The 12,125-nt window shown below is 43.9% G+C and carries 12 protein-coding genes; 7 read left to right on the forward strand and 5 right to left on the reverse strand.

Translation table 11 applies throughout. From position 1 onward, the window contains the following. Positions 1–5: 5 nt before the first annotated feature. Entirely contained in the window at positions 6–953 is a 948-nt protein-coding gene (locus tag LC508_RS23425; protein WP_103731192.1) for an AraC family transcriptional regulator, read from the forward strand. 78 nt (positions 954–1,031) lie between these two features. Here LC508_RS23425 and LC508_RS23430 read toward each other — a convergent pair whose 3' ends face one another. From LC508_RS23430 to LC508_RS23440, 3 genes are read right to left on the reverse strand one after another with little or no spacing between them, the layout of a single operon-like run. Then, entirely contained in the window at positions 1,032–1,268 is a 237-nt protein-coding gene (locus tag LC508_RS23430) for a hypothetical protein (protein WP_147398939.1), read from the reverse strand. Then, the gene (locus LC508_RS23435) at positions 1,265–2,437 is read right to left on the reverse strand and encodes a M56 family metallopeptidase (RefSeq protein WP_033141522.1); all 1,173 of its coding nucleotides are present in this window, start codon (positions 2,435–2,437) and stop codon (positions 1,265–1,267) included. Before LC508_RS23435 ends, LC508_RS23430 begins: the two co-directional genes overlap by 4 nt. Positions 2,438–2,440: 3 nt before the next feature. After that, entirely contained in the window at positions 2,441–2,833 is a 393-nt protein-coding gene (locus LC508_RS23440; protein WP_033141521.1) for a BlaI/MecI/CopY family transcriptional regulator, read from the reverse strand. A gap of 270 nt (positions 2,834–3,103) precedes the next feature. On the opposite strand from LC508_RS23440, the gene LC508_RS23445 reads away from it, so the two are divergent. The 5 genes from LC508_RS23445 to LC508_RS23465 all read left to right on the forward strand — a co-directional run bounded on the left by LC508_RS23445 (position 3,104) and on the right by LC508_RS23465 (position 6,975). Next, positions 3,104–3,490, forward strand: a complete 387-nt coding sequence (locus LC508_RS23445) for a hypothetical protein (protein ID WP_033141520.1) — start codon at positions 3,104–3,106, stop codon at positions 3,488–3,490. Further along, positions 3,487–4,620 (forward strand): hypothetical protein, encoded by a 1,134-nt coding sequence (locus LC508_RS23450; RefSeq protein ID WP_103730971.1) that lies wholly within the window; start codon positions 3,487–3,489, stop codon positions 4,618–4,620. The genes LC508_RS23445 and LC508_RS23450 overlap by 4 nt, the downstream gene beginning before the upstream one ends. Positions 4,621–4,734: 114 nt before the next feature. Then, positions 4,735–5,502 (forward strand): hypothetical protein, encoded by a 768-nt coding sequence (locus tag LC508_RS23455; RefSeq protein ID WP_033141518.1) that lies wholly within the window; start codon positions 4,735–4,737, stop codon positions 5,500–5,502. Then, positions 5,492–6,340: a hypothetical protein gene (locus LC508_RS23460; protein ID WP_054350716.1), complete on the forward strand. Its 849-nt coding sequence runs from the start codon at positions 5,492–5,494 to the stop codon at positions 6,338–6,340. The genes LC508_RS23455 and LC508_RS23460 overlap by 11 nt, the downstream gene beginning before the upstream one ends. Then, positions 6,337–6,975: an ABC transporter ATP-binding protein gene (locus LC508_RS23465; protein ID WP_103730970.1), complete on the forward strand. Its 639-nt coding sequence runs from the start codon at positions 6,337–6,339 to the stop codon at positions 6,973–6,975. Before LC508_RS23460 ends, LC508_RS23465 begins: the two co-directional genes overlap by 4 nt. A gap of 22 nt (positions 6,976–6,997) precedes the next feature. Here the strand turns inward: LC508_RS23465 and LC508_RS23470 are convergent, their stop codons facing one another. Continuing rightward, positions 6,998–8,374: an MATE family efflux transporter gene (locus LC508_RS23470; protein WP_054350717.1), complete on the reverse strand. Its 1,377-nt coding sequence runs from the start codon at positions 8,372–8,374 to the stop codon at positions 6,998–7,000. Positions 8,375–8,455: 81 nt separating this feature from the next. Further along, a complete protein-coding gene (locus LC508_RS23475) occupies positions 8,456–10,897 on the reverse strand; it encodes a glycoside hydrolase family 2 TIM barrel-domain containing protein (protein WP_103730969.1) in 2,442 nt (813 codons plus the stop codon). A gap of 261 nt (positions 10,898–11,158) precedes the next feature. Between LC508_RS23475 and LC508_RS23480 the strand changes: the two genes are divergently transcribed. Beyond that, positions 11,159–12,103, forward strand: coding sequence for a glycoside hydrolase family 43 protein (locus tag LC508_RS23480; protein ID WP_103730968.1), 945 nt, complete (start codon positions 11,159–11,161; stop codon positions 12,101–12,103). Positions 12,104–12,125 lie beyond the last annotated feature (22 nt).

Here is a 12,125-nt window from a genome sequence, read left to right on the forward strand (position 1 = left end):
AGTAAATGTATTATGAGATCAACGCAAATATCCTGCCTCAGATTCGCCTGGTGGACACAGCGGTATTGGAACCGCCCTATGTGCACAGAAGGCGGCAGCCGGATGAATATATTCTTTATATCATGAAGCAGGGAGTGCTGTATCTAAAGGAAGACCAAAAGGAGTATGAGCTTCGGCAAGGAGACATACTCCTTTTAGATACAGACTTTGTGCATGAGGGGATTAAGGCCTCAGAATGCGAGTATTTTTATATCCATTTCCGCCATCCGCAGATATGCAGAAGGGATGAGGACCAGGAGTTTATGGAAAATCTTCTGGAAATCCGGGGCAGTTGTCTGCAGCAGGACAGCGGTTCCTACAAAAGGTACCGGGATGACTGCCTTTGGCTGCCGAAATTCGTCTCCCTGGGAAAAAAGAGCGGCTATCTGCGGGTGCTGCAGTTGATTCAGGAAGCCATGGAGCAGCACAGGAACCAGATGGAAAATTACAAGACAGCCTGTGAATGCAGGTTTATGGAGGCACTGGTGACAATCTCCAGGGAGGCATTGTCTTCCTGGACGGTCAGGCCCACTCATGGGATTCCATCCTCCTATCACAGAGTCCATGAGCTGCTGAATTATCTCAATGAAAATTACCACCGGCAGATATCCGGTGCAGGAATCGAGGAGGAATTTTCCTGTAATTTTGATTATCTGAACCGGGTGTTCAAAAAGAATATCGGAAAAACTATTTTCGTCTGCCTCAACGAGATACGGATACACCGCGCCATGGAACTGCTCGCAACCACATCCATGAAGATATCCGCTGTGGGATACCGGGTGGGATTCAGGGACGACGGGTATTTTTGCAAGGTGTTTAAAAAATATACGGGGATATCACCGGGGCAGTATGGGACTATGGCGGGGGTGCGGCAGTGTGTGGGGAAGAAGAAAGAGACAGCAGGAGATCGCTGATAAGGCGATGTCCTGCTGTTTATATAGGATTAGTTTTTAAGTTATTCAGCGAGCAGGAATAAGAACTTAACAATGGTATTAAATACGTTCCCAATCACCTAAGGGTTTATTGGCAGAGAAATTATATAATCGCCTATAAATTATATTATTGACTTTTTTATATTGATATCCAATAATATCTTTTTTAGGTAACACGGTACTATCAATTGATGACGCGGTATTTATTGAGAAATCATAAGAAGAATTATTAATGGCGGGGCAAATTGACAAGATAAACATAGAGCTTGTTAAACAAATAAGTATTCTTTTTTTCATTTAAAATCCCCTTTCTCATAAATAGGCAGGTCTTTAAAATCATTTGGAACTTGTGTTAAATCTTCTGTAGTATAAAAATATTCTCCATTAAGATATAAATCAAAAAAATTTCCATTTTTTAAGTAATAAGAGTTGTCCTTTTCTAAATAAAATACATCATCTCCATTCTGGTCGTATTCCGGTAAATTACGCGCTTCAAAAACGAAAGTGAAGGAAAATATGAAGAGTATTACTGCAAATGCAATAAAGGTATTTGACTTTTTTTTATGTTTCCATTTTTCTATATAATAAAATCTTTGCCGAAGGTTCTTTTTATTCGACAAATTACATAAGGCGTAATAAGAAGTTTGATCCATCACTTGTTTTCTGTTACTTTGGGCATGTCTCAATGTTTTTAATATACTGTTGGCGTAGTCAAGTCTGTTTTGGGTTGGAACTATAGCTTCCATTGAATGATCTACATATAATTCCTGAATTTGTTGTAACATGGATGGTAACAAAATGGATACACATACATTCCACCAGTGAATACAGGAAATAAAATCCATAATGACTTTTATCCCCCAGTCCCGATGTTTAATATGTATTAATTCATGTAATAAAACACAGTAAAGTTCCGTTTCTGTAAACTCAATGTTAGGTAGTAATATTACCGGATGAAAGAGGCCGAAAGCAGCAGGGGTGGATATCCCTTCCATTTTGATCACTTCAATGTTATGATTTTTACTTTTAAAAACATTTAGAAATGCTCTTTGATACACCTGGTTGATATTATTTGATGATAATCTGGGCATTTGAGAAATTTTTTGTTTTAAGCGATAATACCCAACGGATTTTTTGATAAATAAGAATGATCCTATAACAATCCACATGATGATTATTAAGTCCAAGACAGAAAAAGAATGATGGTTCTCATAAGTGACAGGGGTCATAATTATTTTCTGTATTGCCGGTATTATCACTAATGATTCATATGTCTTAGTTAGTCCGGGTTTATATATATCCAGTGGAAAACACCCTCTTATGATGGTTAAAATCATTAATATATAAACACTTAGAATCCCCACTTTTTTTAATAAATAGTTCCATCTTAATGCAATGTAAAGGATAATACTGAGAAGGGACATGGATATAGAACACGTTATTAATGCAGGTAACGATAACTCCATATTTTAGCTCTCCTTTGACTTAAGATTATCAAGTAGTCTTTCCATCTCATCTATAAACGCAGCATCTAAATGTTTGCCATTAGCTAGTGTAGAACAGTATTGTAAAATCCCATCTTGAGGGGTGGGACTTTCAATAATCATATGCATTAATTGTTTTTGTGCCTCATAATCTTCTTGTTGTATTATGGGTATATATCCCCTCCCTGTTCTTGTTGCTGTTTTAATAATAGAGTCTACCTTAATATACCCCTTTGATGTAAGTGTTTTTAAAACCTTTACAACCGTGTTTCTGTTCAATTCCGGATTAGTCTTTAAGATGTCAGAAATTACGCATGGGTGCCCTATACCCCAGATTGTATACATGACAGCTTCTTCTTTTTCAAAAAGTGATATCATATTATCCTCCTTTCCTTATAAGAATAAGATATATTGCATAAAGTGTCAATATAAAAATTGATAAAAATATACAAAGTTTATAAAGGTAATTTAATTACATTATATTAATATTGACGAGTTGCTATTAATATGGTATTGTCAATACATGATTATATGTAAAACGGATTATTTAATATATTCGAGAAAGAGGGGATTCCATTGTACAGTATATAGTATTTAAGTGAGTAACCAATATATATCTGATATCGTTTACGAAAGGAGATAGACATTATGAAGAATCGTGCCAAAAGAATCATAGCAATCGGGTTATTGCTTTCAACGGTATTTACATGTTCCATCCCCGTATATGCAGGCAAAGAATATTTTGCATTCACAACGAATGCTGTTGATAAAAGAACGGCGCCGGGGAAAAAGAGTGATTTGGAACAAGCAGCATATGTTACCACGACATATCATTCTACTAATAAATCCGTAGCGATTAATGTTGATAACGGCAGTATATATGGTGTGGCGACAGGCAGTTGGTCTTTTTCGTCTCCTACGAAATCAAAGAAATTAGGATATATGGGATATGCCAATATGAAGGATACGTTCTATATTCACTACGATCCCATGGGCGGTGTGGGCACAACGATCAGAGGACAGTATAATCCATGAATAAGAAGAAGTTGATTTTAAGATTTATCATATTATATGCGATTTTGGGAGTGGGACTGATTTCTTGTGGCAGTAAGGAACAGCTCTCTTCAGTGGATTCAGAAAAAGAAGCAAAGACAAAAGCCAGTCAAGAGTCAAACAGTGCATTCTTTGATTCATCGGTTACTGCATTCACAAGAAAAGAAGAAAACATCAGTATAGATGCTGATGTGGTGATTCCGGATGCAGTAAAGGAAAACACGGTTTACTGTGCATCGGGAGAACCTCTGCCTTTGAGTGAAATGAGTGAAGAGATAAGAAATGATCTGCTTCCGCCCGATATTTCCCTGCAGTTTGATCATGAAGACGACAGCGCCTTTTTTTCTCTGGAAAATTTAGAGGATATAGATAATGCATTTGTCCTTGCTTATAATAATTCCTGTGAATTTATAGTAAATTCCGGATTATATCAGCATTACTCCAACTGCATTGTCACAGAAACCTTTGCAGAAGAATATAATGCAGATTTATACCAGAAGAAAGAAAATCTGGATTTCATGAGCCAGGCAGATGCTGCAGATACTGTCCGCCGGCTGTTTAAAAAGTATGGCATCAATCTGGGCGAGGTGGTAACTGCTTATGTTATGGATCATGAGACCATGCAGCAGGAAGAGGATACAACAGATATCAGCGGAGAAGCAGACCCCTCCCTGAAAAAAGAATCCTGGTCTTCGGCAGATGATACCTATTATTTTTATTTTCGGCAGGAATATAACGGGATTCCTATTATCTATAATCTTTACACGGGTCAGGGATTTGAAGACGGGGAGGAGGCCACAGTTATGCTGAATCCATCCGGCATAGTAGGGGCTGGTATTCAAGGATGTTATGCGTGGACACAGACGGATGCGGTGGATTTAATATCACTTGATAAAGCGGCCGACACATTTTTTCAAAACTATAAGGGCCTTGTGGGTACTTCCTATGAGGTAAAACGGATTTCTTTCATGATGGATATAATTCCGGGGAAGGATTACAGGGCAGAACTAAGGCCAGTATGGGTTTTTGACACAACAGTTTCGGGTGAGGATTATTCTTTTGAAAGTAAAATAGTTATCGATGCTGTGAATGGTCAGGAATTGACAGTTTAACCGGACTGCTCAGTTGGAGGTTGAGGCAGACAGCTCTGGCGGCTTTTGCACTCAACCTCCCGGGCATAGAAGAAATATTTAGAACTCTGAGTTTATATAAAACAGGAGAATTATATGGGAATTTTTCGAATGGATATGAAGAGGGCTTTTCTAAATAAGAGGTTTGTACTGATCGTTCTGGCAGCAGCGATTTTATGGTACTGGAACAGCCGGAGGTTTTTCCTGGAAATGGATGTTTTGGGGATATTCTTTGGAACAGTGGGGCGGAGTACAGTTGTATATATTACTATGGCAGTCTGTAATGGTGTTTATGGATTAAGCGTATGTGAAGATATGCAGGACCATGAAATTAAAAATATACTCTGCAGGGTTTCACTTCAAAAATATGTAATATCCAAAGTATTGGTCTGTGTTATTGGAACTATTGCAGTCTATTGCCTGGGAACTTTTTTGTACCTGGCTTTTGAATTGACCCAGTATCCGCTGGTATCAGACAGCGGCCTGGCTGTGGAAAATTTAAAAGAGATTACAACCTTTGGATTTATGCTTCCTGAGCACACAATGGGATTTATCTTTCTTCAAACGCTGGTGAATGGAATCTGCTGCAGTTGTATGGCGGCGGCATCTTTGGCTTTGTCTGCTTATATACGAGATGGCTTCCTGGTATTGTGTGTACCGCCTGTCTTATTTTTTATCTTGATTTTTGTTTCCAATTATATAATAAAATTTTCTGCAGATGTAGAAAGTATGTTTTGGGTGGTCAGTACCAATCAACCCTGTACTCTGTTCTTTCTGTATATTGCCATATTTGCACTCTGTTTTTACATAGGTTCCTGCATTTTGTTGTATTTTGGAATCAGGAGGTACGAGTATGAAGCATAGACATCGTATTCTGCGGATAACCAGATATCAGTTAATACAATTGATCCGCAATCCCAGACTGTATATGATCGTTATCTGTAATTTCATATTTTTAAGTACATTGATGTCTTCCCTCCGCACATTTTTGGAAATGCATCAGTTGAAAGCAACTCCTTTTTTATTCAGCTTTTTATTTATCCATCCATCGGTTATTTTCTGTTTTCTGGCAGGGGTGGCTCTGTTGTTCAGCAATGCACCGTTTTTTAACCGCTCCCAAATGTTTTTGACCATAAGAACCGGAAAAATCGTATGGGCAATGGGACAGATATGTTATATTGTTTTGGGCAGCGTGTTATATTTTCTTATGCTTTACCTTATGAGTTTGATTTTTCTGTTTCCCCATATTTCATTCAGAAATGAGTGGGGTAATGTTTGGAATACATTGGCACGGACAGATGCGGGACTTAACAGCGGAATCCCTTTGTTGGTGCCTGTAGATATCTTGAATCGGTTTAAGCCTATGGAGGCCCTGGGCTGGACCTGTCTGATGGGAATTTTAAATGCGGTTCTGATTGGATTGGTGTTGTTTTTCTGCAATCTGTTCCTGAGACGTGAGGCAGGGATTGCGGCCGCAATGCTGGTGCTCCTGGCTCCATACCGCCTTTCTTTTATGCCGACCCCTATTCATTATCTGGCAACCGCAGCCTGGCTGGACCCCTCGTATCTGTTTTACAGTCCCACTTACAGAGGCCCTGACGCCATACAGCAAATCCTTATTTTGGGTGTCTTGATCACCATATTGTTCCTGGGATGTATATACGGTATCCTGCACAAAGATCTTCCGGAGGTTGAAGAATGAACCATATCATAGAAGTGAAAAATGTTTACAAATCATTTAAAAATATTGAGGTTCTGCATGATGTCAGCTTGCAGGTAGATGCGGGGAGTATTTGCGGAATCATAGGAAGAAACGGCTCCGGGAAGACGGTGCTTTTTAAATGCATCTGTGGCTTTTTGCAGACAGACAGGGGTGAGATACAGATAGAAGGAAAAGCTGTGGGAAAGGATAAAAGTACCCTGTCAAATCTGGGAATCATCATAGAATCACCCGGATTTTTGAGGCATTACAGCGGTTACAAAAACCTGGAATTTTTAATGGGACTGAACGGTAAGGCTGACAGGGAAAAGATAAATGCTGTCTTAGACCTGGTGGGCCTTGCGGAGCAGAAGAATAAAAAAGTCGGCAAATATTCCATGGGGATGCGCCAGAGACTGGGAATTGCCCAGGCCATCATGGAGGAACAGAACATTTTAATTCTGGACGAGCCCATGAATGGCCTGGACAATCAGGGAGTAGAAGATATCCGTAAATTACTGCTGAAATTAAAAGAAAAAGGAACTGCCATACTGCTTGCCAGCCATAACCAGGAAGATATCCGGCAGTTGTGCGACTTCGTATACGAGATGGATTCGGGCCGCATACAGAGAAAATAGGAGAGCCGGCAAAACGGCTTTTTCAGACATGGACCGCGACTGTTTTCGTGGTCCATTTTCTTGATCTCCAGCGTATCAGATATGCGGTGCCCCGGAAAAATTCATCCATGGCAAAGGCAATCCAGCATCCCGTCAGCCCAAGCCCCATGCGGATTCCGAGAATGTAGGAAAATAGAATGCTCATGGTCCAGCAGGATATCATGGACACTGCCATGGGGTAGATCACATCACCGGCACCGCGCAGGGAATTTTCCTCCACATGGTTAAATCCTCTGCCTATCTCCACCAGTATATCGATGAGCATCAGATGCCTGCCCATGGAAATGATCTGCGGGTCTGAGGTAAAGCATCCAAGCAGTGGTTCCGCCAGCAGAAAGATCAGAAAGGACAGCATCACATTGGCGCTTATGGTCAGTTTCAGGTTCTGCAGGTTCAGACGGTATGCCTGTTCATACTTCCCCGCTCCGGCAAGCCAGCCGATCATCAGGGAGGTGGACAGCCCAAGACTCATGCCGAACACATATACATAAAAGACAATATTGGATACATAGATTTTGGTGGAAATGGCAGCAACCCCTAAAATGGCGATAATGGAGGTGGAAACCACCTGGGAGAGGTTGTAGGATATGCTGCTGATCCCGCCCGGAACTCCTACCTTCAGCATGGTCACGGCAATCTTCAGAGAGGCAGGGGTTTTCTGTCTGAAATGCAGCCCAAGAGGTATTTTCCGCAGGAAGGTAAGGATCAGGAGCAGTCCGAAAAGCTGGCTGCACACATAGGCGGCGGCAATACCGGTTACCCCTGAGACAGGAAGTTCTATAGGCCGGAAAATGACCAGATAAGCCAGTGCTGCATTCATGCCATTCATGGTCAGGGAGACACAGACAGATATCTTAGGCTTACCGTAGCTTCTGAAAATGCCGGAGATACTGGAGGTCACTGCCTGGAAAAAGGAAAACTGCACCGCAATCCGGAAATAAGTGACCGCATAATCCAATACCTGTCCCTCCAGATGCATAAGACCCAAAAGCGGCTTTGCAGCCAGGGAGAGACAGGTGCCGAGAACAAGGCTCAGGGAACCGCACAGGATAATGGAAGTGAGAGCTGCATCAGAAGCTTTTTCCGTATTTTCCGCGCCCAGATTGTGATTGATCACAATGGAGGCACCTGTGCCGATCACGGTATAAAAGGTGAGTATCATCCCCAGAAGCTGGGTGGCAGAGCCGACGGCAGCCACCGCGTCATCTGAGTAATGGGAGAGCATAAGGGTATTGATGGTGCCCATCATGTTGAGCAGCAGCATTTCCGTAAAAAACGGAACGAAAATACGGGACAGGGTCATCGTGCCCTGGGGTGTCTTCATAATGCTGAGTGTTTTGTCATAATGAAAGAATTTCATGGAATTTCCTTTCTGAAGGCCTTTGGCTGTCTGGCCGCGGGTAACGGCGCAGTCCTGTCTGTGCTCCTGTTTTTCCCTGTGTTATTTTAAGGGGGGAAGAGTCAGGACAGCCGTTTTTATATTTGCCTCCGCATCACCGGAAACGGTAATGGTCATTTCTTTTTCCTCATCTATATAGTTTACATAAATCAACAATCTGCCGTGATATACCCGTCTGAAGGCGGCGCAGTAATCTGTCACATCTGCCAGATCTCCATTTTCCAGACCCAGTATTCTGCCGTTTTCCGCATTCACATGTAAAAGTGAGGTGTCCGATAAAACAGGATTTCCCCAGGTGTCTTTCATGTGCACTTCAATCTGACGAAACGCCGGTTCCGTGGCGGAAGGAAGTGTATCCTCATAACAGTGCAGGGATATCTTACAGGCCGTGCCGGTGGTAGTCAGAGCATGGGATACTTCTGTACCGTCCGAAGCTTTTCCAAGGGCTTTCAGCGTACCGGGAACATAGGCAGTGGTGAGTATAATGGCGTCGCGGGCCGGGTCCTTTTGAAAAGTGCCCAGACATTTTTCATTCAGCCATATCTCAGCCTGAGGCAGATTCGTATAACATTTCACAAGCACTTCCTCTTCTTCCGGGTAGTTCCAGGTATCAGATACAGGAGTCCATTCCCCACGGTCTGCATCCGGACGGGCTGTGGACAGATGTACCATAGGTTTGGAGGACCAGAGGCTCTGTCTGCGGTAATAGCCCGGTTTTTCAAATCCTGCAAGGGTCAGAAGACCGGCACCGGAGCCGTGGATGGGCCAGCCTTTCGCTTCCCCCAGATAATCAATTCCGGTCCAGAGAAACTGTCCTGAGATATAGGGATTCTTTGTCACGGCTTCCCATGCTTCCAGGCTGTGTCCATTCTCGCTTCCGATGAAAGGTTTATCCGGAAACCTGCGGTGGCTTTCCTCGTAGAGATGCTCCTTGTAGTTGTATCCTGCCACATCCAGGGAATCCAGAAATCCCAGCCGGGAGGACAGTTCGGGAAAGGCAGCCGCCAGGGTGACAGGACGTGTCGTGTCAATCTCTTTTACGATTTTTGTGAGTCTCCCGGCCAGTACAGCCAGGCGTCCGGCATCCGGCCTTTTGGGATTATATTGCCGTTCCTCTGCCGGTTTATCCGCATCGTTGTTGCCGGTCATGGTGGTGAAGGAAGAGTGGCAGTAAGGGTCATTGGGGTAGTCGATCTCGTTGCCGATACTCCACATGATAATGGAAGGATGGCAGCGGTCCCGGCGTACCAGGTCCGTCAGGTCCTCTTTGTGCCACCTGGGGAAATCCAGGTAGTACCCCTGATGCTTTGGCGGATACACATTATGTCCTGTGCTCCACTTGTTTTTTGGCCCCTCCCATTCGTCGAAAGCCTCATCTATAACAAGAAATCCCATGGAATCACACAGGTCATAAAGCTCCGGCATATGGGGATTGTGGCTCATGCGGATGGCGTTGCAGCCCATATCTTTCAGTTTTTTCAGACGCCTTTCCCACACGGGTACGGGTACAGCGGCGCCCAGGCAGCCCGCGTCGTGGTGAACACAGACGCCTTTTATCAGCATGTTTTTGTCGTTCAGGAAAAAGCCTGTATCCGGATCAAAACGGATGCTGCGGATGCCGACCCTGCGGCTGTCAGCCATGTACTCTTTGCCGCAGCAGGCTTCGCCGGAAACATCGTCTGCAGGGCAGAGCCGGGTTTCCAGGGTATATAGATCCGGTGAATCAGGGGACCACAGGGCGGGAGAAAGAACTTCACCTGTGGCTTTGGCCCTGCATGCAGTACCGGCAGGGATGTGCATATTTACAGAGACTTCAGCCTGCATCTTATCGGCTGCGGAACTGCAGTTTTCTATAGCAGACTCTGTACTTTCAGTTTTTACCAGTCTGAACTTTGCTGTAATCTGTACATCCTGCTGTGTGTCATTTTTTATTTCACAGGAAGCGCGGAAATGAGCTTTTTGGGAAGAAACTTCAGGGGTTTCAAAGGCCATGCTCCCGGGGATCACATGTACGGGTTCCTGCACAAGGAGCTGTACTTTTCTGGTGATGCCGGAACCGGTGAACCAGCGGGAATCCACAATATCCCTGTGGTCTGCGCAGACACAGATGACATTCTCCCGGTCAAAGCTGAACTGTTCCGTAATGTCATAAGTAAAGGAAATATATCCGTTGGGCCTGTTTCCCAGGTAATAGCTGTTGCACCAGACACGGCTGTTCTTGTAGACGCCGTCGAAGGCCAGATACAGGCGTCTGCCTTTCCAGGACTCCCGGGGCGTGATACGGAAACGGTACCATCCAATTCCTCCTGCCAGATACCCGGTCCCGCTGGAATACTCTCTGGAAAAGGGCAGGGTGACAGACCAGTCATGGGGAAGGGAAACACTCTCCCAGTCTGAATCATCGTACCATGCCTGCCAGGCATCCGGGCAGTCTCCCAGGTGGAATCTGCAGTTTTTGTTTATGGGATAATATGTTGTATTCATGATAGAAATACCTCCTGATATATATTTTTGGCAACTGTTTTGTCCCCACACAGTGTCATCCTTTTGGTTCCATTTTTCTGCTAAAACATATTATAGGGAACCCGCCGGGGAAAACAATGGAATTAAGAGAGACTTATTGTAAATCAGCGACTTTTTTACGGAAAAGCATTGTAAAAATACGCGAGGTGTAGTAGAATGAAATAAATTTGAAACCGATTTCAAGGAATGGGAAAAGAGTACAGCTAAGGAGGAAAAAGCTGCATGGGGAATAGAAAAAGAGGTTATTTATTTGTACATTTCACAGGGGAATCCCCTGAAGGGGAGCAGGTGTATTTTGCACTCAGCAGGGACGGGCTGCACTGGCAGGATCTAAATGAACAAAATCCGGTGATCCGCTGGGAAGACGGGGAAAAAGGAGTCAGGGATCCGTTTATAGTAAGGTCTGTCATAGACGGAAAATTTTATATCATTGCAACGGATTTGAGGATAGCAAACGGCAAAGGCTGGACCGCGGCACAGATGGAGGGGAGTACAAAAATTGTGATTTGGTGTTCCAAGGATTTGGTACACTGGTCAGAACCTTGGACCTTTGAAACCGGTGTCCCCGGGGCAGGCTGTGCCTGGGCACCGGAGGCAGTATACGATCCGGAGAAGGAAGCCTATCTTGTGTTCTGGGCTTCCATGACAAAAGAGGCAGGCGATACCGCGCACAAACAGAGGATTTACAGCTCCTATACAAGAGATTTTAAAGTGTTCACATCACCGGAAAAATACATTGAGAGGGAGCATCATGTGATAGATACCACTATAGTGGAGAAGAATGGTGTTTTCTACCGTTTTTCAAAGGATGAGACTACGAAAAAGGTACGTATGGACAGAGGCACCAGTCTTCAGGGGGAATTTACAGAGATGGAGGCAGAGGCATTAAGTGCTTTGACGGGAGTGGAAGGCCCTGCGGCATTCCCCATGGGGGAAGAAGGAAAATGGTGCCTTATGGTGGATCAGTTTGCGGAGGGGCTGGGGTATCTTCCCCTTATCTGTACAAGTCTGGAAAAAGGCGACTTTAAGGTGGCAGAACCCGGAGACTGCCATATGGGAAATGTCTGCAAACGCCATGGTTCTGTCCTGGTTCTGGAGGAAGAAGAATATGAGCGCCTGCATACCTGTTTTGGAAACAGGGTATCTGACCGGGCAGTTACAGAATGAAACAGGGTAACTATTTGCCTGG

Origin of the sequence: Blautia parvula (assembly GCF_020215665.1) — a bacterium.
Taxonomy (GTDB): Bacteria; Bacillota; Clostridia; order Lachnospirales; family Lachnospiraceae; genus Blautia; species Blautia celeris.